Below are 21,195 nucleotides of genomic sequence, written 5' to 3' on the forward strand. Positions count from 1 at the left end.
GTCTGTAAATAGGATATGACAACAATTATTTGGAGCATATTTTATCCGACTTAAACGGTTCCCACTCTCCCTTCTTTCGAGCGCCTATTAAAGGTTAGCCCTATCTCTGGTCAATGTGGACCTTTCTTCAGACAGAGCAAAAACTGCTTTTCCATGACACGGGGATGTGGCATATTGCCCATGGATGTTCAGGACAGACAAAGGATCGGCACCATCAACCATCGCACGTACGGCCATTCATTGCTTTTCAAAGACAATATAGGCCACGCAAACCAAGACAAGGGAGAGGGTGAAAAAAGTCGCCCAATTTTCCTGAAAAATTGTCTTACGTGTGATACAGGGAGTGGAGGTCGTCTCCATCGTGGAGCAGATGATAGAATCCAATCAGCTTGAAGTCAGCAACAAGCAAAAGTGCGGCCTTCTTGCTTCTCTCGCCCGAAGGGCGTTATACACTAGGATAATTTCGGTTGTTTTATACCTCCATGTTCCTAAATGGCGAGGCGTGCTAACTCAATGAAAATTGTTTTTGTTGATAATTTTTCACTTAATTTTGGTGTTCAATATCTCTCTGCCGTACTCAAAGCAGCAGGGCATCAGGTAGAGTTATGCAACTACCTTTTCACCAAAAGCGCACATGCCGATATCTACGTGGACCCGCAAAACTATTTTAATTTTGATAAAATTTGCACGGCTGTGCTTAATAAAAAACCGGATTTAATCGCTTTTTCAGTTTGGTCACCCAACTTTCAATTCTATAAACGGTTAGCTAAAAAACTAAAAGAGTCAAGTTCGATCCCCATTTTGGTCGGAGGGGTTCTGCCGACTTTGTGTCCAGAGCTATTTATACCAGATACCGCTTGCGATGTTGTTTACAGAGGAGAAGCAGAGCCGCAAATTGTTGCGTTGGTAGAGGCGATGGTCATAAATAAACATCAACAGATCTCCAACATCATTTATCGGGATGGGGCAGGAGGTTCGGTTGAAAATGCCATGACCACCTATCTGGATGATCTTAACGCCCTACCCTTTCAGGATAGCACCCTGTATCCCAACGACTCCCACGCCATGTATGTCATATCAAGTCGTGGCTGCCCCTATAAGTGCTCCTACTGCTCAGCAGGTACCAACTCCCGCCTTGTGACCCCAGCAGGGGAAAAGGTAATCCGCAAAAGAGATGTGCGCTCAGTTCTGGATGAAATCAAAGCCACGTTAGCCCGCAGACCTTTCAAGGAAATCTTTTTTTATGATGATTTTTTTATCACTGGAGAGTCCTGGTTAGCAGAATTTAAGCGACTCTATGTCAAAGAGATTGGCTTGCCATATTACTGCCTTGCCTTTCCCCCCACAATCAATGAAAAAATAGCCAAAGATCTTGCTGAATCTGGCTGCAAGGGGGTTTTGATGGGGTTTCAAACAGCCAACACGGAATACAAAAAAAGGGTGCTTCAGCGCCCGGAACCTGAAGCGCGGGTGCTTCGTGCCGTTAACCTTCTACGTGATGCTGGAATTATGGTCTCACTGGACCATATTCTCAATCTCCCAGGGGAAACCAGGGAGGATATAGGGTTATCGTTGGAATTTTATGTGGAAAATAAGATAGATTCCTTAATGGTTTTTTTCTTGAATTACTATCCGGATTCACAGTTGACACGTTACGCTCTGGAGCAAGGGTATTTAGACCAAAAAAACTACGATGCCATCATGGCCAATGCGTTGGTTGGTGAGCAGAGCTTTCGGGGTACGATATTAAACCAGGAGGCCTCTGACCAACAGGTCCGTTGGGCGATTTTGATGCGGTTGATCATTTTATTGCCAGGACGGTTTGTGCTTTGGCTTTTTCATAAAAATTTGGAACGGTTTTTCCCAACAAACCGTACTTTTTATTACGCCATATCTGGCTTAGCCATGGCCAAGGGGATGGGCATCCGATCACTGCTAAACACCCTGTTTTTGGCTTTTGGCCTGCGTAGCGGAGGAAAAAAATAGAGTATCAATAGAGGTAAGCGTTTTAAAATAAAGTTATTTTGTTGATTTTGATAAAAGGCATGGTTATTTAAAAGCGTTGTGCGGGAAAAAAAGCGGCTTGAGTGCTAGCATATCTGTTATTTTACTCTCTCTAATACGTGTGTTGTAAGCGATGACGATAAAGGATAGGATCACTCACATGGTGTAGCGTGGGTGCGGTACCTGTCGAGAGTGCAGCAGATTCGGATAGGCGCACGCTTGAAGGAAAAGATCATGCCTATATGTAACCAGGCTTAAACGTTATTATTTTTTTAAATCATAGGTAAGGATGGAGCAATGGCAGAAGAGGATACAACGGAAAGTAAAAATCAATTAGAAGAGATCTCATCCATACTTTTCGAAGCTGTTTTGGATGCGGAGTTAATAAAAAAATTAAAAGAGAAAAATAATGCAAATATTTTAATTGATGAGTTAAAAAATGAATTTGGTGGGCCTAGGCTATTGTGGCGTCCTATTTATTGGTGGATATTAGTGCCTGGTTTTGAAAAGGGGGGAAAAGCGCTACAAAGCTCCCTGAAAGGGTTTAATAACCGGATGTTAAAACATCTTATATCATATTTATATTCTCATAAAGAAAAAATTAAAGGTTCTTTAAAACAGAAATTGTCCGATTTGACCGAGAGTAATGCTCAACTTGTCGATGAAGACCCTAAGGCTGACCTTGAGGAGTTTAAGCAGTTTCTTGGTGACGCCTTTAAGGATCTATCATCTGCTGTCGAAAAGGCTCTGGCGCAGGGACAGAGCCCTCTGCCGTTGTCGCTCAAAATACCTGTCATCGCGGGCGATGAGCTTACGATTTATTGGGAACTTAGAGCAAGAACAAGCCCTTTTCGGCTGCATGGGCGCGAAAGTAACTTGGATAGCCTGGATGCGTTTTTATGTGAACGGGCTATTTTTTCATGGTGGGTTATTAAAGGTGGTGGCGGTTTAGGCAAAACGCGTTTGGTCCTTGATTTTATAAAAGACAGGGCGTTGGGTTGGCATGCCGGTTTTTTGGATAGCCTGGCGTTTGATTGGGCTGGTTGGTGTCCGACCATGCCGACCTTAATTGTTGTGGATTATGCATCAACGCATGGGCAGGATTTGTTTAAGACGTTTCTGCTCATTTTAGCGGGTATGCAAAATTGGAGCTCCCCCCTTGATTTTCCTGTGCGTGTATTATTGATTGAGAGAAGCTTTCCTGACGACTTAAAGAATTTAAAAATAGATCCCTTATGGCAAGATATGGGTTCCCAGAGTGATTTCGATTTCCTTACTCAGAGCTTTCACTCTAAGCAAGCCATGTCTTTGGAACTATTACCCTTAAAGGAATCTTGCTGGGTTATTCAGGATGTTTCACATCGGGCTGATGTTCCTGTGTTTGTAACAGAGAGGTTGGAAGAAGATGAGCAATTACGCCGCCCTCTCTTTTTAACCTTAATTGGGCAAGCGCTGCGAAAGGGTAATGGTCCTACAAATGAGGCGGAAAATATAAACCTTGACATAGATGACTTGATTGAGTCCTCTCTCGCCTCATGGGAACGTTGTCCATGGCTTAAGAAGAATTTTAATGATGGGCTTTATGCATCGATTCTTGTGCTTTGGATGACCATAACGCGCTCGGAGAATTATTCAAAGGCGGTCGGGCATCTTTTTAAGCATGAGATTTTTAATGAGAATGTAGACATGGAGGCCAGTAAGGCCATTGCCGCAAATCTTGTAGGGGCTTCTAGCCGGGGTAATTTTTCACTCCCTCCCCTTGAGCCAGACATTTTGGGGGAGTTTTTTTCTCTTCTGTTTTTAGAGCATGTTCGCTCGCGTAATATGATGTTGGCAAATAAGCTGCGTGAAGCACTTTTAGATTTGGCGGACCTCGACCAAAATGAGCAGGAAATTAATCAGGTTGTCAGCTTTTTCACACGACTTGCGCAGGATACCTTTAGACCAATTATTAATAAACGCAGTCAAACATTGCTAGATATAATAGATTGGTTATTTGGTGAAACGGTCTCTCAGAAAAATGGATCATCACGTCTTGATTTTAAAAAATATATTGTTGAAAATTGTTTTTTAGTGGCATGTATACAAGGTTGTGAAGCGATTGTAGAAAAATTTATATCTTTATTCAATCATGAATCTGCTTCTGAAGCTATTACGAAGGGGCTTAATGTAGCAATTTTTTCAGGGCGTGATGACATTCTCAAATATCTTTTGGAAGAGGGGGCCGATGCTACCCTAGCCGGCGCGAAAGGGTATGCTCCCCTGCATATTGCAGCCGCATTAAATAAATTAGCATGCGCAGAAGCTTTGTTAGGGAGTGGCAAGGTAGAGCTTGATGCCCGAGGAAGTCATTCCAGTACGGCGCTCCATCTGGCGGTTATGCAAGGCCATGTAGAGATGGTGAAGCTGTTGTTGGCTGTGGGGGCCGATGCTACCCTAGCCGATGAAATTGGGAATACTCCCTTACATGTTGCAGCTTTTAAAAATGAGTTGGCATGCGCAGAAGCTTTGTTAGGGAGTGGCAAGGTAGATGTTGATGCCCGAGCAGAACACATCCTAACGGCGCTTAACATGGCGGTTATGCAAGGCCATGTGGAGATGGTGAAGCTGTTGTTGGCTGTGGGGGCCGATGCCACCCTAGCCGACGAGGCTGGGCAGGCCCCTCTAAATGTTGCAGCTGGCAACAATGAATTGGCATGCGCAGCAGCCTTGTTAATCTATGGTAAGGTAAATGTTGATGCCCGAGCAGAACACTCCGGAACAGCGCTTAACATGGCGGTTATACAAGGCCATGTAGAGATGGTGAAGCTGTTGTTGGCTGTGGGGGCCGATGCCACCCTGGCCGATGAAATTGGGAATACTCCCCTACATAATGCAGCTATAAACAATGAGTTGGCATGCGCAGAAGCTTTGTTAGGGAGTGGCAAAGGAGATGTTGATGCCCGAGCAGAACACATCCTAACGGCGCTTAACATGGCGGTTATACAAGGCCATGTAGAGATGGTGAAGCTGTTGTTGGCTGTGGGGGCCGATGCCACCCTGGCCGATGAATTTGGGAATACTCCCCTACATAATGCAGCTATAAACAATGAGTTGGCATGCGCAGAAGCTTTGTTAGGGAGTGGCAAAGGAGATGTTGATGCCCGAGCAGAACACATCCTAACGGCGCTTAACATGGCGGTTATACAAGGCCATGTAGAGATGGTGAAGCTGTTGTTGGAGAAGGGGGCCGATGCTACCCTAGCCGACGAGGATGGGAATACTCCCCTACATGTTGCAGCTATAAAAAATGAGTTGGTATGCGCAGAAGCTTTGTTAGCCAGTGGCAAGGTAGATGTTGATGCCCGAGGAAATCACTCCAGAACAGCGCTTAACATGGCGGTTAGAAAAGGCCATGTAGAGATGGTGAAGCTGTTGTTGGAGAAGGGTGCTGACCCTAATTCGGAAATATTCAGTGGTTCTTGCCTTCATCTCGCTATATTCCGAGGGCATGAGGAGGTTGTTAGCGCTCTGTTGTGTGATCCAAGAACAGATATCCATAAGCGAGATGAAGATAACATGACGCCCTTGACTCTTTCCCAGCAGAGTGGTAATCAGAAAATAGCACAGCTATTATTGGACGCGAGCCGTGGCATGGCAGGAGCATAAATCTAAAGTCATATATTCTTGCGATATATGGCTGGGGATTTCTTGAGAAAGTCAGCATCCGCTACCGAGCAAACGATGGGCCTATTGATCACGTATCGCCGATGAGCGCACACCATGACACGAACCGCCGCAGGATGTCCAGAACGCTCTGTATGGCGTAGAAGGTGGACCCTTTTCGAGCAAACAGAACCTGAGCTGCACTTCCATGTTCATGACCAAGAAAATGGCACGAATCCATGCGCGGAGCTCTCTTTCCCTTTAGCGCGAATCCGGTTCAAACCCTGACGGTTCTGACCCTAAGCCATTCCAATGCAACAGGAATCCTCTCCAGATTGTTTCGCCGCTGCTGATGTTTGCTCTTCGAGATCGCCTGCTCATTCCTTTCGCTCAGCCCCAGATAACTTCTTGCAAGCCTTGGGCATACAAGCCATCTTCTCAAGGGAGCATGGCTTGGGAATCCCTCTAAGTTAAACAGCCATATCCTCTTAAACGCTTCACAAAAAAAAGAGATCACCCTTCACAAACAGGGCTAAAACCTCTACAAAGAGGGCTCAACATGATCTCTATCCCTTACTTGCTAGAGGCTGGAAATGAAATCACTCTGTGTCGAAGGATGGCTCTCTCTACCCCACTCCTTTTCAGTCATCCATCAATTCCTCTGCCTCGAACTCGCTAAACGCCAAGATGTCACGCTCTCCCAACGCCCCGTGCCGCTGGCTTTTCCCCATTGGAAAGAAGTAGATAACCTCTTCACCCCCAAACAGAACGCTATCCTAAAGGCTATCCCACAACAGCCCTTAAAACAAGCCTGTGAAGTCACCCTGCGCATCGGCTTTCCTTTTGATTTCTCCACCGCCAACAGTGAGCGCCTTTGGGTCTTTGGCAACGCTACCGCCGGTTTTATCCATCCGCAACAGCTCAAGGGCTCGCGCACCCTCGGCGAGATCTTCGCAACACCAAACAGCCGCATCTGGACCCCCTCAGAGTGGTCCAAACAAGGCTATGTGCGCTGTGGCGCACCCGCAGAATGGATCGATGTGGTGCCCCTTGGTGTCGATGTGGATATTTTCCACCCCGTGAACGCAGATCAAAAAGCCGCCTTACGCCAACAGATGGGCTTGCCCGAAAAGGCGCTGATTTTTCTGGCTATCGGTGCCATGACCGCCAATAAAGGCATCGATAAGCTGGTCCAGAGCTTCGCACGCGTGGCGACCCAACACCCCCACGTGCGATTGCTGCTAAAAGGTCTAAGTGCCATGTATGGCTCCGACCGTAGCCTACAGGGCATTTTGAAAAATCTTTCCGCCAAAGAGCAACAGGCGGTTGAGGGACGCATCCACTACATCGGTGGGGAAAAAAGTTTTGCCGATCTGGCCCAACTCTATCAAGTGGCGGATCTCTATCTCTCTCCCTACAAAGCAGAAGGATTTAATATGCCGGTTCTGGAAGCCATCGCCTGTGGCTTGCCAGTCATCTGCACAGCAGGTGGGCCCACCGATGAGTTTATCTTGGCAGAGACGGCACTGACCATCCCCAGCGTGCAGAAACATGAGTGGATGGGCAATGACCCGGTGCTCAACCTTTATGCAGACCCCCAAGTCCTGACCCAGCATATGCTGCGCAGCGTGGAAGATTACCCGCTACGTCAGCTCGCCCTAACGAAGGGGCCTGACTATGTGGCGAAACAGTACAGTTGGGCGCGTATCGTCGAGCGCCTGCTGGACGTTATGTTTCCCAATACCAGCGAGGTATCTCCCCAAACAATGCACACAATAGAGCGCTCTACCCCTGCGCAAAGTGAAAAAGAACTCTCCCGCTTTGGCGTCCATCCCCATGAGATGCTCATGACCGATGCCCTGCGTAACCTCTCCATGAGCAAAGATCGACTGCCCCAAGGGGTGAGCTCAGAGCGGGGCGTAGAGATACCACTGGCCATGCGTTGGTGCTTAAGTGTCGAAAACTTTATCGAAGTCGGTGCGGTCTTGCCCTACTTTGGAATGACCACCCATACCGTGATCGATTGGGCAGACCCCTTTCCCGGCTGTCAGCGTGTCGACGCTGAAACCCTCGATTATCGGGGTAAAAATGTGCTCTCCATCTCAACCTTAGAGCATGTAGGCCTGGGGGATTATGGCTTGCAAGCCGAATCGGGCAAGGCGGTGCGTCTGTTTGAACGGATCCTCCACGACGCCAACGCCTGTTTTCTCTCGGTCCCTATGGGGGTCAATCAGGAGCTTCAACACCATCTGTTTAAACGTCATAAACAGATCAACTGGTTTGCCTTTGTGCGCCAAAGCTTGGGGGAAGGCCCCTTCGTTCAGTTTCCGCATCCCCGCTTTCGCGTGGGCCAGGACCAACTGCCACGGTGGGGGATAAGTCAGGACCCCGGTGTCTTTCAAATGGCTTATGGCCGCCCCTTTCCCTACGCCAATGCCGTGGTCTTTATCTGGAAGGATGTTTAATATGGAGAGCCCCGCCGCCCAACTATCCCAGGCGCAAGCCTATCTTCAGCAGGGCCAGCTGCAACAGGCGATCAATAGCTATCAAAATCTATTGGCCCAGCATCCCGAAAGTGTGGCAGCTTGGCAGGGCATCGGCTCCGCCCTGTTGGCCGCAGGGCAGCCCCTACAGGCGGTGGATTTTTTTGAACGGGCCTTGGCCTTAGATCCGCAACATTACCCATCTATCCTTGCACTTGGCACGCTTTATCAGCAGCAGGGCAGATTGGAGAGAGCGGTACAGCTCTTTTTGCGCGGGGCGCAGTTGCAGCCCAATCAACCGCTGGTCCACTTTAACCTTGGGGTCGTGTTGGCCGCGCAAGGACGCACCGAACAGGCCCAAAGCGCCTACCGCAAAGCCTTGGCACTGAACGAGAATATTCCAGAGGCGTGGCTTAACCTAGGCAACCTTCTGAGCCGTACAGGGGAGCTGCAACAGGCCCTGGTCTGCTATCAACAGGCGTTGCAACGGCGCCCCAGCTTTACCCAGGCAGGCTTTGGTCTCGCCAATACCCTAACCACCCTGAAACGCCATACAGAAGCCCTCACCATATTAGAGCCCCTCTGCCAGCAAAACCCCGATCACGCAGAGATGATGATCCTCTATGGACATCTGCTGCGCAGCCAAAACCGCCAGCATCAGGCCAGATCGGTGTTTCAACGGATTTTGGCGCAACAGCCCAACCATTTTGCCGCCCGCTATGGTTATGCCACCATTCTACTGGACTTGGGAAGAGCCGACCTAGCCTTGCCGCAGATGCAGCAGGCCGCGCGTCTTAATCCCAGCCATCAAGGATTAAGAAGCGATCTGGCCTTTGCGCAACATTATCTAAGCACCTCCCCGAAGGCTCTCTACCATGAACATCGGCTGTTTCAAACCCTGATTGCCGAGGCTTTGAGCCAACAAAGCATGCGCCACCAGCCCTGTAAAGAACCCCATAAACCCTTAAAAATTGGCTTTGTATCCAGTGATTTTCGCCGCCACCCAGTCAGTTTTTTCCTGGAGGCCCCCTTTGAACACCATGATGGTGAATCGTTCGCGTTTTACGGCTATAGCAACAGCCCCGTGCGGGATGCCACCACCCAGCGTTTACAGGGGTGGGCGCAAGCTTGGCGAGAGATCTTTGGCTTGACCGACAGTGTGGTCGCTCAACAGATTGTGGCCGATGGGATCGATATTTTGGTGGATCTCAACGGCCATACTGGCGGTAATCGACTGGCGCTGTTTGCGCTGCAACCCGCCCCGGTTCAGGTGAGTTGGCTCGGTTATCCCGACACCACTGGCCTGGAGGCGATGGCTTACCGATTGACCGACACCATCAGCGATCCCGAGTCTGAAGGTGGCCGCTATATGTCGGAAACCCCCATTTATCTCCCCCACGGGTTCCACTGTTACCGTCCCCCAGATGAAGCGCCTAAGGTTTTATACCAGCAACTTCGCACGGGCCAAGGGGTCCGTCTTGCCAGCTTTAATACCCTTACGAAAATGGGGCATGAGGTGTTACGCCTGTGGGCAGAAATCTTAACCCGACTGCCCCAAGCGACCCTTCTGCTAAAAAATGGCGGTTTTGGTTCGCAAGCGGTGGTGGATGACTATCTTCAGCGTTTTGAAAGCCTTGGCATCGACAGCAAACGCATTCGCTGCATGGGCGTAACCGATACCTTGGAAGAGCATCTCAATCTCTATAATCAGGTGGATATTGCCCTGGATACCTTTCCCTACCATGGCACCACCACCACCTGCGAGGCACTCTGGATGGGGGTTCCCGTGGTGACTTTGCAGGGGGATCATCATGTAAATCGGGTTGGCGGCTCGCTGCTGCATCAAGTGGGGTTGCACAAATTGGTGGCCTCTACCCCCAAACAGTTTGTAGATTTGGTGGTGGGGCTGGCCCAAGATCACAAACGGTTGCGCACGCTACGCGGCTCCATCCGTCACAAAATGCAAAACGCCCCGCTGCGTGATGAGCTCGGTTTTACCCGCAACCTGGAAAACGCCTTTCGCCAGATTTGGAAGATGGCCTGCGCAACCCCCACGGTCAGCGCCCCCCAGCCAGCCTACTGGATGGATCTGGCTCCGGCTGAAAAAAAGCCCACTCTTCGGTTGATCCACCATCTGGCCCGAAGTGGCGGCACCCTGATCTGCAAATGCCTGGGCAGCATGGAACAGGCCATGCTACTCAGTGAAATTAATCCCAGAGGTGTGCATCGCTTCAATCCACGCCAGCAAGCCCACCAGTGGTACGCCGTTGGCGATGCCAACCGTGCCGAGAGCATGCCCTGGGATGATGAAGAGGCCTTTTTGGAGGCGATGCAGGAGATCCATGCCGCCGCTCAGCATCGCAACGCCAACCTGTTGGTTCGAGACTGGACGCACGTCGACTTTACCGGCTACCCCTTTCGGCGTCCGCAGTGGCATTTAACGCTAGCCGAAACCCTATCCAAGCGCTTCCGCGTCCGCTCCCTCTTTACGACCCGCCATCCTCTGGATCAGTGGCTTTCGCTGGTTAAGTATGCCCAGCAAGGGGGCGCTGGCGTGTCGGTCTCCCTATCCCTCTATATGGAGGGATACCGGCGCTTTGCCCAACTGTGTGCCGATCACGGTTTTGTGCGTTATGAGGATTTTACCGTCGATCCTGATGCCCGCCTGCAAGAGATGTGTGAAAAGCTGGAGATACCCTTTGATGCCGGTTATCAACAGCGCTGGGCGAGCTACACAAACATCACGGGGGATACCATCGGCACCCGTGGTGCCCAACAGATAAAACCACTCTCCCGGCGCCCCGTAGAGGCTGGCTTACACAGGCAACTCCAAGAAAATAGCGACTATCAGCAGATTCTTAGCCTATTGGGCTATCAGGATGTTGAGTAAGGGCTACCAGATCGGAGCAGATGCAGCAGACCGCCGGTCGGTGATGCTAACGGCGTCGTTGGTGCCTCTGGGTCGATGGCCGGTCATCTGCCCCATGTTTGGCTGGGATGTGCGTGGCTGCCCTCTTGTTCTGGCATGCCGCGTCTAGGCCCCATGTGGGGCGTCATGTGGGTAGAACTGAGTTGTCCTCTTAGAAAAGCCCCCCTATGAGTAACCGCGCATAAACGATAACAAAGATGAGCTAGAAGGGTTATTGGAAGAGATTTTTGAAAAAATGAAAGAAAAATTGAATTATTTGGCGTGAGTTGTGCAAATCTTGGATCAGCGGCTGCTGGGCGGCGCTGTGTTAAGCCTCTTTATATCGGGTGCGGCTGGCTGTTGGTCTGAGCTACAACCTTGTTTTTGGAGAATAATAATGAGTTTTCAGATTCAAGCCTATCAAATGACCTCAATCTCCTATAGCCGTGCTATGGTGAGCAGCCGTAACACCGGTGAAGCGGCAAAAAGTGCCGCTCTTCATTATCGCCAAACGGAAATTATTGCCTTTTCTGCCACGGCCCAATCCATGGGGCAGCTCGATGACCTCTACCAGGAACTTAGCGGGATTACCCATCCAGAGCGCCGCTTGCAAAGTCTTAGTGAAATGGGGCAAGGCTACCAACAGCTCCAGGAGATGTTGAGCGGCCTTAACCCATCGGAGGCACAGAGCGAGCAGGCTGTTTCGCTGTTTGAGCAGATACAGGGTCTGTTGCAACAGGCTATGCAAAGGTCCTCCGAGGTTGTTTCGAGGGTAGCCTCTCAACAGGATGCCGGTCTCTCGGGGTGCCGGGGGGGATGTGTGGCCGCCCAGCAACGGCAAGAGCAGAGCGAGGGGCTACAATCCCTCAACCAGCTGCTCCAACAACTTTTTGCAGAGCTTCAACCCGATGAGAAGCAACAAACTCAGTTGGATGACCTGTTTGATATGCTTAATGCTCAATTAAACCAGGCTTTTGCACCGCTCACAGCACAGCAGCAAGCACATATCGCCGTCATTGAAGCAGAGATGGCGTCACGGCCAGGCACCCAAGCAAGCGTAAGCACACAAGCCGCATGAGCGCTCAACCAAGCGGGCAGACTAAGGCGAGGGGATAGGTGTCATGGCTTGGCCAAAGAGGGGCGCGTGTGTCGCTACGAGCCCGTTAGAGTCGGCCATAGGGAGCCCAGTGCCGTGGCCAATTAGGGGAGGGGGCCGGGACGCGCATAGACGTTTGGGGGGCTTTTCAGCGTCCCGGCACAAATCACCAAGCGTTTTCGATTAAGAAAACAGACCCATGATGATGTCGCCCAGGAAAGTGGCCCAGCTAACCATCAAAATGCCGATAACCACAATGGTCCAAGGCAGGTAGTCACTGCCGAGTAAATTGAGCAGGCCGCGCTTTTCTTCCATGATATACTCCCATGTCGGTGAGGTTTCATTATTAGAAATGGCTAATATATAGAGATGGATATTTATGTCAACCTATGATTTTTGCTACCCATAGGGGTTCAATGTGCGTACTCTATAATCTCCTTGGGCAATGCCCCTTGAGTATGCGGGGATCAAGCTGTTTTTACAGTAAAAAAATAGATACCTTACGTGCATATAAAGGTATAAAGCCAAGTGTCGTTTTTTTGCACTCTTGTGTGGCAAAACAGTAATGTAGCCGCCCTTTTTGCCCCTGCGTGCTACCTTTGAGTTAAAAATTTGAGGATCTTTCCATTATGTCTGCACCCCAAGCCGCCACGACCCAAAGTGAGGCTGAGCCACAAACTGTTTTCACTAGTAAGCGTATGAAGCTTCTTAAATATCTGCCTAAGCCCGAATTGCCTAAATGGTTGCGCACCACCACACGCGCCAGTTTGCGCCAAGATCTGTTCGCGGGCTTGACGGGGGCGGTGGTGGTGTTGCCCCAAGGGGTGGCCTTTGCGGCCATTGCGGGATTACCCCCACAATACGGGCTCTATACGGCCATGGTGCCTGCGGTGATCGCCGCGCTGTTTGGTTCGTCACACCATCTTATCTCCGGCCCTACCACCGCCATCTCCATTGTGGTGTTTGCCACCTTGGCACCCTTGGCAGAACCAGGGAGTGCGCCTTATATCGCAATGGCCTTGACGTTGGCCTTTCTTGCGGGATTGATTCAATTTGGCTTGGGCGTCTCTAAACTGGGGGGGTTGATCAACTTCGTCTCCCACTCCGCCGTGGTGGGATTTACCAGCGGTGCCGCACTGCTCATTGCGACCAGCCAAATGAAACACCTGTTTGGTGTGCATTTGAGTGATAGCTCTACCTTTATCAGCACTTGGGAGTCGCTGGCCGATCAACTGCCCCATATCAACCCCTACGTGTTGTCCGTTGGCTTGGTGACATTGGTGGTTTCTGTGGCGATAAAAAAAATTCGTCCCCAATGGCCCGATATGTTGCTGGCGATGATCGTAGGTAGTCTGTTTGCCGCAGGGCTGGGGGTGGAGGCGCATCACATTACCCTGGTCGGGGCAATTCCCAGCCATCTTCCCCCTCTCTCCCATCCGCAATGGGATCTGCAAATCGTGCGGGAACTCGCTTCTGGTGCTCTCGCTATTGCTCTGCTTGGCTTGATCGAGGCGGTCTCTATCGCCCGCTCGGTGGCCCTGAGATCGGGCCAAACCCTGGATGGTAACCAAGAGTTCGTGGGGCAGGGGCTCTCTAATGTAGTGGGTAGCTTTTTTTCAGCCTATCCAGCATCGGGCTCGTTCACCCGCAGTGGGGTCAACTATCGCGCCGGCGCAAAAACCCCCATGTCGGCCATCTTTGCCTCTCTTGCGTTAATGTTGATTGTGCTGCTGGTGGCCCCCTTGGCTGCCCACCTGCCCATTGCCGCGATGGCGGGAATCATTCTAAAGGTTGCTTACAACCTGATTGATTTTCAGCACATTCATAAAATCTTTACCGCAACCCGCGGTGGCTTAGCCGTCATGCTGGTGACTTTTCTGGCAACCCTGCTATTGGAGTTGGAGTTTGCCATCTATATTGGGGTTATGCTGTCACTCTTATTCTACCTTAACCGTACCTCGCACCCGCGCGTGGTCTCGCGAGTACCCAACCCCCATTCCCCCTGGCGGATGTTTGTCACCGATCCCGATCTGCCCGAGTGCCCACAGCTCAAAATTTTGCGCATTGATGGCTCCCTCTATTATGGCTCGGTGCCCCACGTTGAGAGTAAATTAAAGGATCTGTTGGAACAAAAAGCGCACCAAAAAAATCTGTTGGTTATTGGTAGCGGAATCAACTTTACGGACCTCTCCGGTGCCGAGCTGCTGCTGCGTGAGTCGGTGCGGCGCCGTGAACAAGGGGGGCACCTGTTCCTCTATGATATAAAAGAGCAGGTGCGCGGTATGTTTAAGCGTAGCGGCTGCATACAGACCATCCGCGAAGATCACCTGTTCCAATCGAAAACGGAGGCGATTAGTACCATCGTTTCCCACTATCTGGATGGCGCGATCTGTGAAAAGTGCCCGGCTCAGGTGTTCATGGAGTGCCCCTATGCGAGCAAACCCAAAAATGATGCCGATGGCACGTCAGAACCGCAGCCTGTCAAGGCGGTGCCCCTCAGCGACCCATAAGCGCCAAAGCGGGGCTTTGGCGGGTTGCATGAGGCCGATCCCTTGTTTTTTACCACCCGCAACGCTTTAACAGGGTAGGCTTAAATGAGCAATCTGTTTGATACAGCTTTGGGATAATGACACATGGAAATCCCCCTTTTTCCCCTACATGTGCATTTGCAGCCTGGCCAACAGCTGGCATTACGCATCTTTGAACCCCGCTATCTGAAAATGATTAGCCAAGTGGCCGGTAAAACCTCTGCTTTTGGTATTGTACCGATCATCTCCGGAAGTGATGCCGGTGAAATTCCCCTCATAGAAACCCATGGCATGTTGGCCTCTATCGTGGATTTTCAAAATATGCCCGATGGGCTGTTGGGTATTACCGTGCTCGGTGAGCGAGGATTCAAAATTCAGCGTACTTGGGTGATGGAGGATGGCCTGCTGATGGGCAAGGTCTCTCCCCTACACAATGCTTAAGCTGGTTGGCGGCAAAGGGCAGACAGACGAGGGCATTCTTAGAGAAGGTGTGAGAACCAACCCATAAACAGGGTATGGGCGACGCCTAGTGGAGGCGATTGTGGTGTGGCGTTGTGGGGCGTCGTTTGAGGCTCTTCCCTGTTATGGCTAAGGGGCTTCCTCGACTTGGTGTGTCGTGAGGGTGACGTGCTGTTTTTACTCACATCTCCCAAACTGTGGGTTTTGCTTCGGTATCACTCATCAAGCGAGCAGGTATCCTATCCATGCCTGTTGGGCCAAGTTGGTTCTCTTGGATGCGGTTTATAAAGGCGGTATAGCCTTCCCGCGCTTGTTGCTGGGCCATTTCTCGATAGTGGTTAATGGCAGGATAGTTTTCCATCAAAACACGGGTTACGCGATTATCCAACTCTCCACGCTCCACCATATCACAAAAGATGGACCTTACACTGGCTTCATCCATGCCCTTACGGTAGGGGCGATCCTCGGTTAAAGCGGTAAAAATGTCGGCTACGCTAATAATGCGCCCAATCAAAGGAATTTGAGCGCCAGGGATAGAGTAGGGATAGCCGCAGGCATTGAGCTTTTCATGGTGATAGGCGCAAAAGGTTTTTATGCGATCAATGCCCTGAATAACATCAAGAATTTTGTTGGTATAGTAGGCGTGGGCTTTAACCCGCTCAAACTCTTCAGCGGTGAGCTTGTCGGCCTTTTCCAAAATGGTGTTGGGGATGGCGATCTTGCCGACATCGTGCAGCAAACCTGCGGCCTGAATTTCAATACATTCAACTTCAGAAAAACCAATAATACGGGCGACATATTCGGCTGTAGCCGCTACCCCGCTAGAGTGTGTGGATGTAAAACGGCTTTTAAAATCGACTAAATGGGCCATTAATTGGGCGTAAGCTACCAGCAGGCCTGCATTAAATTCAATCTCAAATCGCTTGACCTGCTGTTTGAGAATGACCGGTAGATCCGATGCGCGTAAATCCAACCAAAAATCATCCTGCAAAATAAGGCGTTTGTAGGCCCTGATCATATAAGGAGGAAAACCTTCGGCCAGCAGCGCCTCAAGCTTGTTTTTTACAACGGCTCGCTGTTCCACCATATCTAGATCATCGCTGATGAGTGGGTCGATCATATCCGCTAAATTAATAATCTGTGCTTCAATGGGGATGTGCTCGGTCAAAGTAACCCCAGCCTGAAAACTGTGATGGTCGCGAATGATGGGGGCATAGGCACCAAAAATGGCATCCTCTTTAAGCAGATGGTAACCAATACGGGCATGACAATCATCGCCCGTATCAATCTGTGCATCTTCACCGGAGTGTCCTTCATAAAGAACCCCAATATCGTGCAGCATACCCGCGATTAGGCAGTTGGCTTCGGCTTGGCGATCATAGCGTAGGTAGCGGCTTATGCGCAGAGAAGCATAAGCCACCCTGACATGGTGGGAAACAATATGGGGGAAAGCATAGTCCAACGCCTTGGATATGGACTGTACGACATCAAAAAAATCGACCTTAGGTGCAAAGGTTTGGTTCATATGGTCCACATCAAGGTAATAGGATTTATGGATGTGAGTATGAAAGATTGTTTGAGATCGCGCAACCAGCAAAGAGACCAGTTTTTGTATATTTTTGTAAAATTAACAAAAACCTGTGACGATGGCGTAGCCAGTAAAGGGCAGGGGGCGCAGCATGAACAAAATAAAGATGGGTTGATCACACGGTAAAAAAACCACGGCCCTCCACGCAGGGAGCGTGAAGGGCCGTGGCTGGAATTTACGTAATTTTCTCGCGTAAGCCGTTACGCTACGCTACCGCTACGACCCTTGCTGGATGGGGTGCGACGTCCGCTATGCTGACGTGGTTTGCTGGCGGTACTGGGGTTGCCGCGACGATGTCCCCCACCATGGGGATTGCCACCACCGGCACCATGGCCGCTGCTGCGTTTGCGGCTGGGTTTGATTGGGGCTGCGTTGGCAACCACTTCGCAATGGAATTCATGGTCAATATCAACCGGCACGGTCTGGCGGATGGTCTTTTCAATATCCAGCAGATAGCCGCGCTCTTCAGCATCGCAAAAAGAGATGGCATTGCCATCCCGCCCAGCGCGCGCTGTGCGGCCTATGCGGTGCACGTAGCTTTCCGACTCATTGGGCAGGTCAAAATTGATCACGTGGCTAATGCCCGCCACATCAATTCCCCGCGCCGCAATATCTGTCGCTACCAAAACCTTTAACTTGCCTTTGCGAAAGCCATCCAGTGCCTTTTCGCGGGCGCTTTGGGATTTGTTGCCATGAATCGCCGCAGAGGCAATGCGGTGTTTGTCAAGATACTCCGCCACCCGGTTGGCCCCATGCTTGGTGCGGGTAAAGACCAAAACCTGCTCAATAGACTCATGCTCAAGCACATTTTTGAGCAAAGAACGCTTGTTCTGTTTATCGACAAACAGCACCTTTTGCGTAATACGCTCAACCGTCGTGGATTCTGGCGTGACCTCAACCTTGGCGGGATTGGTCAATAAGCCCTCTGCCAGCTCTGCAATATCCTTGGGCATGGTGGCAGAAAAGAGCAGCGTATGGCGCTTAGCTGGGATCACCTTAATGATGCGACGGATATCATGGATAAAGCCCATGTCCAGCATGCGGTCGGCCTCATCCAGTACAAAAACCTGAATCTGATCCAGGCGAACATGGCGCTCCCCCATAAGATCCAGTAAGCGGCCAGGGGTAGCGACCAAAATATCAACGCCACGGGAGAGGGCGCGAATCTGTGGCTGTTTGCCCACGCCACCAAATACAACGGTGTGGGTGGTTGGCACATGCTTACCATAAACGGCGATGCTGTTGCCGATTTGTGAAGCGAGCTCACGGGTTGGGGTAAGGATCAAGGCGCGGGGCGCATTGGGCGCGGGGCGACCTTTAATTTGGCTCAACTTATTGAGTATGGGTAGTGCAAAAGCTGCGGTTTTACCTGTCCCGGTCTGGGCAATGCCCAGCAGATCCCGACCTGCCAACAGATGCGGAATAGCCTGTGCTTGAATGGGGGTTGGGGTGGTGTAACCAGCTTGAGTTAAGGCATTAAGGAGGGGTTTAACAAGATTCAACGAAGCAAAATCAGACACGTGTGACCTTTCAACAACGAGATGAAGCGCTTACCCCGAACGCCGCGCTCTCTCTCGAAAATGTTGTCAAGTTGCGTCCGGTGCAGGATCATCCCTCCTGATGGGCTAAATGTCAAGCAAAAGTAACCAAGCGGCCAGCGTCTGTGCTCTGTTAGGGTGTGCTTAGCAGAGTTAGGATCTGTTTATAATAATTTCATTTAAAAGGTGTTTTATGGATTGTGGGGGAGGTTTAATGGCGCCGAAAGAGGGGGGAAGTTGAGGTTAAATAGGTTGAGGTTCAAGGTGAAACGGTGGACTAAACGACCCTTGTCGGGTGTTTTAGTCCACCGTGCGGTGTGTCACTATTTATAGGCACCTGAACCACAGTAAAAGCTGTGGTCGCTGGCGCTTTTGATATAGCTGGCTTTTTCCTTAATCTCTTCCGAGCCAGGGTAGGGCCAGTGATAGTTGACCCAGCCTTCACCCTCGGATTTTGCAAGGTTGGTCATGTCAGTAAAGAGCATGTCGCCATACTTGTTGAAGGCCAGTAGATTTTTACCCACCAGTTGTGGCTTTTTGGCGTGGAAAATCATGACCCCCTGCATGTCTAAGCAGAACATGTAGAGATCTTTGGGTTGAAAATCCCCCGCAGCATCGGCAAAGGTTTTAAATGCCGTCTCACGACCTTGTGTGGCAACCAATTCCATGGCTTTGTTGGTGAGTTCTTTGGCTTCCATAGGGGTGGCCATCTCTTCGGCCTGTGCAGCAAAGGTGAGGGTGGTGGTTATGGCCAAGACAGCCATTATGGTGCCCCAATATTTCATCAATCAGTTCCTCTAAATAGGGTCTTTATGGACCAACCTGTTCCTTAGCTACCCTGCCCAACAGGTTGGTGGCGTGCCCACCATTTTGGTGGTGAGTCGGATAAGCACCAGAATAATCAAATTTATAAGGGTGTCAATTGTCTTAATCAAGCGTGTCATTTTGGGGTTTTGTGTCTCTTTATACCGTCCAATGGTGGTTATAAAGAGTAGCATTGTACCTGCGTGGATCCCTTTAATGAACCACGCAGGTATAGATAAGAAACACCCCATAGCTGGGTGTTGGCTGCGCTAGGGCGCGCAGGCGTTGTTGGGGGGGGGAGGCATTAGGGCAAAATGGGGGAGACTCGTAAAAAGTGCAGGGGTGTCACGAAGAATCGTTGTATCTTGGAAGCGTTTGTGGTAGAAAAGCGGGCTACGGAATGAGGAATCGTGTCTTTTCCACAGATACGGAAAGCGTTTAGCGGCTCGCAGATCTGGAGAGTTTTCCTTCGGGTTTAAGTGGGCCGTTGGGACGTTTTTTCTTTTTTCCAAGCGGTGTTCCGCATAAACATTGCGCTTTGTGTCAACTGACCGCCCTCTTTGTCCCACAGAAAGGGGTGATGCGGAGGCTCTGGCATGGCACCATACGTTACCTAAAGATTTTTAGTACCCTAGAAGGAGCAATCCCATGGCTGTGCCGAAGAAGAAATCCTCCAAGTCCAAAGGGCGCTCCCGCGCTGCCCACCACGCCATCAAGGCCCCTAACCTGACCAGTTGTAGCAACTGCCAGGAGCCTATGATGCCCCACCGCGTTTGCCCCAAATGTGGCTGGTACGATGGGCGTGAAGTGGTGAGCATGGAAGAGTAAAACGATGTGCCGCCCTGCACCATCTGCAAGGGCTGTTTAAGTTAAAAAAGCGACCTGTGGAAGAGGGTCCGGTTTAGGTTGAACCGGATCGGGGTAGTGCCCAGTTGGGCCGATGGAGTACTCTGTCACCCCTATCTTCTATGGGTCGCTTTTTCCTTGTTTGAGCCTGTCCAATAAACGGGGTGTCGTGTCGTGACCGTTCGTATTGCTCTGGATGCCATGGGTGGTGATAACGCCCCACGCGCTGTCATTGAAGGGATGTTGGAAGTTCAAAAAAAACGTCCTGAGGTGGTTTTTACCTTGGTGGGTATTGAATCCCGCATCCGTCAAGAGTTGGAGCAGATGGGCGTTGAAGAGGATGGCTTTCGCATTTGGCACGCCAGTGAAGTGGTGGAGATGGATGAAAAGCCCGCTGTCGCGTTGCGGACCAAAAAAGATTCCTCCATGCGGGTTGGGGCCAATTTGGTTAAAGAGAACCAAGTAGATGCCTTTGTCTCGGCGGGCAATACCGGTGCGCTCATGGCAACCGCCAAATTTGTGCTCAAAACCCTGCGCGGCATTGATCGTCCCGCCATCGCTTCGGTGATCCCCGCAGTTGGGGGAGAGACCCTCATGTTGGATTTAGGCGCCAATGTGGATTGCAGCTCGGAACACCTCTGCCAGTTTGCCCTGATGGGGTCGATCTTTGCCAATGCCGTGTTGGGTGTGCGCGCCCCGCGCGTTGGATTGCTCAATATTGGAGAAGAGGATACCAAGGGTAACGAACAGGTGCGAGATGCTGGGGAACAGCTTAAAGCCCGCTCCGCAACCTTGATCCCCGGCGGCTCCTACGTGGGCAATGTCGAGGGCACCGATATTTTTAAAGATACGGTGGATGTGGTTGTATGTGACGGTTTTGTGGGTAATGTGAGCCTAAAAAGCATTGAGGGGACCGCCAAAATGCTCACCCACTATCTGCGCGGAGCCTTTACCAAAAATTGGAAAACCAAATTGATGTACCTGATTGCCAGACCTGCCCTGCGCTGCTTTCGTGATGAAATGGATCCCCGTAAACACAACGGCGCGATCCTGCTGGGTCTCAATGGGGTAGTGGTCAAAAGCCACGGTGGAGCCGACTCGGTTGCTTATGCCCATGCCATCCATGTGGCGGTGGATCTGGCTGAAAAACAGGTGACCAAACGTATTCGGGATGCCGTTGCTAAATTTCGTGCTGAAGGGACGCAACCCTCTGACCCGGCAGTTTAAAATACACAAAGGTCGGGCAATGGGTTTTATAAACACTAGACAACTGGGCCTGGGCTGGGCAATCTTGTA

Annotated in this window: 13 protein-coding genes; 9 read left to right on the forward strand and 4 right to left on the reverse strand. The window is 50.7% G+C overall.

Annotation, left to right across the window (positions count from 1 at the left end; genetic code table 11):
* Positions 1–513 precede the first annotated feature (513 nt).
* The 5 genes from MMC1_RS08330 (at position 514) to MMC1_RS08350 (ending at position 12,118) form a co-directional block, all read left to right on the forward strand.
* Positions 514–1,986, forward strand: a complete 1,473-nt coding sequence (locus MMC1_RS08330) for a B12-binding domain-containing radical SAM protein (protein WP_011713290.1) — start codon at positions 514–516, stop codon at positions 1,984–1,986.
* A gap of 315 nt (positions 1,987–2,301) precedes the next feature.
* Positions 2,302–5,652 carry an ankyrin repeat domain-containing protein gene (locus MMC1_RS08335; protein WP_011713291.1) on the forward strand — a complete coding sequence of 1,117 codons (3,351 nt, stop codon included), beginning with the start codon at positions 2,302–2,304 and terminating at the stop codon, positions 5,650–5,652.
* A 590-nt stretch (positions 5,653–6,242) separates the two neighbouring features.
* Positions 6,243–8,114 carry a glycosyltransferase gene (locus tag MMC1_RS19900; RefSeq protein WP_011713292.1) on the forward strand — a complete coding sequence of 624 codons (1,872 nt, stop codon included), beginning with the start codon at positions 6,243–6,245 and terminating at the stop codon, positions 8,112–8,114.
* Between the two features lies 1 nt (position 8,115).
* Positions 8,116–11,022, forward strand: a complete 2,907-nt coding sequence (locus MMC1_RS19905) for an O-linked N-acetylglucosamine transferase family protein (protein WP_011713293.1) — start codon at positions 8,116–8,118, stop codon at positions 11,020–11,022.
* Between the two features lie 415 nt (positions 11,023–11,437).
* Positions 11,438–12,118, forward strand: coding sequence for a hypothetical protein (locus MMC1_RS08350; protein WP_011713294.1), 681 nt, complete (start codon positions 11,438–11,440; stop codon positions 12,116–12,118).
* 201 nt (positions 12,119–12,319) lie between these two features.
* Here the strand turns inward: MMC1_RS08350 and MMC1_RS22365 are convergent, their stop codons facing one another.
* Positions 12,320–12,451 carry a hypothetical protein gene (locus tag MMC1_RS22365; RefSeq protein ID WP_265101296.1) on the reverse strand — a complete coding sequence of 44 codons (132 nt, stop codon included), beginning with the start codon at positions 12,449–12,451 and terminating at the stop codon, positions 12,320–12,322.
* 314 nt (positions 12,452–12,765) lie between these two features.
* On the opposite strand from MMC1_RS22365, the gene MMC1_RS08355 reads away from it, so the two are divergent.
* Together MMC1_RS08355 and MMC1_RS08360 are read left to right on the forward strand one after the other, a co-directional pair.
* Positions 12,766–14,646, forward strand: a complete 1,881-nt coding sequence (locus MMC1_RS08355) for a SulP family inorganic anion transporter (protein WP_011713295.1) — start codon at positions 12,766–12,768, stop codon at positions 14,644–14,646.
* Positions 14,647–14,769: 123 nt separating this feature from the next.
* Positions 14,770–15,105, forward strand: a complete 336-nt coding sequence (locus MMC1_RS08360) for an LON peptidase substrate-binding domain-containing protein (RefSeq protein ID WP_011713296.1) — start codon at positions 14,770–14,772, stop codon at positions 15,103–15,105.
* A 199-nt stretch (positions 15,106–15,304) separates the two neighbouring features.
* Here MMC1_RS08360 and MMC1_RS08365 read toward each other — a convergent pair whose 3' ends face one another.
* The 3 genes from MMC1_RS08365 to MMC1_RS08380 all read right to left on the reverse strand — a co-directional run bounded on the left by MMC1_RS08365 (position 15,305) and on the right by MMC1_RS08380 (position 19,013).
* On the reverse strand, positions 15,305–16,648 hold the full coding sequence (locus tag MMC1_RS08365; protein ID WP_041641039.1) for an HD-GYP domain-containing protein: 1,344 nt from the start codon (positions 16,646–16,648) through the stop codon (positions 15,305–15,307).
* Positions 16,649–16,911: 263 nt separating this feature from the next.
* Positions 16,912–18,231 carry a DEAD/DEAH box helicase gene (locus tag MMC1_RS08375; RefSeq protein ID WP_011713298.1) on the reverse strand — a complete coding sequence of 440 codons (1,320 nt, stop codon included), beginning with the start codon at positions 18,229–18,231 and terminating at the stop codon, positions 16,912–16,914.
* A gap of 341 nt (positions 18,232–18,572) precedes the next feature.
* On the reverse strand, positions 18,573–19,013 hold the full coding sequence (locus MMC1_RS08380; RefSeq protein ID WP_011713299.1) for a cache domain-containing protein: 441 nt from the start codon (positions 19,011–19,013) through the stop codon (positions 18,573–18,575).
* 688 nt (positions 19,014–19,701) lie between these two features.
* Here MMC1_RS08380 and rpmF point away from each other — a divergent pair.
* Together rpmF and plsX are read left to right on the forward strand one after the other, a co-directional pair.
* Positions 19,702–19,881 (forward strand): 50S ribosomal protein L32, encoded by a 180-nt coding sequence (rpmF, locus tag MMC1_RS08385; protein WP_011713300.1) that lies wholly within the window; start codon positions 19,702–19,704, stop codon positions 19,879–19,881.
* A gap of 192 nt (positions 19,882–20,073) precedes the next feature.
* A complete protein-coding gene (gene plsX / locus MMC1_RS08390; protein WP_011713301.1) occupies positions 20,074–21,126 on the forward strand; it encodes a phosphate acyltransferase PlsX in 1,053 nt (350 codons plus the stop codon).
* Positions 21,127–21,195 lie beyond the last annotated feature (69 nt).

Source organism: Magnetococcus marinus MC-1 (assembly GCF_000014865.1).
Taxonomy (GTDB): Bacteria; Pseudomonadota; Magnetococcia; order Magnetococcales; family Magnetococcaceae; genus Magnetococcus; species Magnetococcus marinus.

Bases quoted from the DNA above. Each gene is read 5' to 3' on its own strand.
- MMC1_RS08330 (WP_011713290.1), top strand. From the start codon at position 514: ATGAAAATTGTTTTTGTTGATAATTTTTCACTTAATTTTGGTGTTCAA.
- MMC1_RS08335 (WP_011713291.1), top strand. From the start codon at position 2,302: ATGGCAGAAGAGGATACAACGGAAAGTAAAAATCAATTAGAAGAGATC.
- MMC1_RS19900 (WP_011713292.1), top strand. From the start codon at position 6,243: ATGAAATCACTCTGTGTCGAAGGATGGCTCTCTCTACCCCACTCCTTT.
- MMC1_RS19905 (WP_011713293.1), top strand. From the start codon at position 8,116: ATGGAGAGCCCCGCCGCCCAACTATCCCAGGCGCAAGCCTATCTTCAG.
- MMC1_RS08350 (WP_011713294.1), top strand. From the start codon at position 11,438: ATGAGTTTTCAGATTCAAGCCTATCAAATGACCTCAATCTCCTATAGC.
- MMC1_RS22365 (WP_265101296.1), bottom strand. From the start codon at position 12,451: ATGGAAGAAAAGCGCGGCCTGCTCAATTTACTCGGCAGTGACTACCTG.
- MMC1_RS08355 (WP_011713295.1), top strand. From the start codon at position 12,766: ATGTCTGCACCCCAAGCCGCCACGACCCAAAGTGAGGCTGAGCCACAA.
- MMC1_RS08360 (WP_011713296.1), top strand. From the start codon at position 14,770: ATGGAAATCCCCCTTTTTCCCCTACATGTGCATTTGCAGCCTGGCCAA.
- MMC1_RS08365 (WP_041641039.1), bottom strand. From the start codon at position 16,648: ATGAACCAAACCTTTGCACCTAAGGTCGATTTTTTTGATGTCGTACAG.
- MMC1_RS08380 (WP_011713299.1), bottom strand. From the start codon at position 19,013: ATGGCTGTCTTGGCCATAACCACCACCCTCACCTTTGCTGCACAGGCC.
- rpmF (WP_011713300.1), top strand. From the start codon at position 19,702: ATGGCTGTGCCGAAGAAGAAATCCTCCAAGTCCAAAGGGCGCTCCCGC.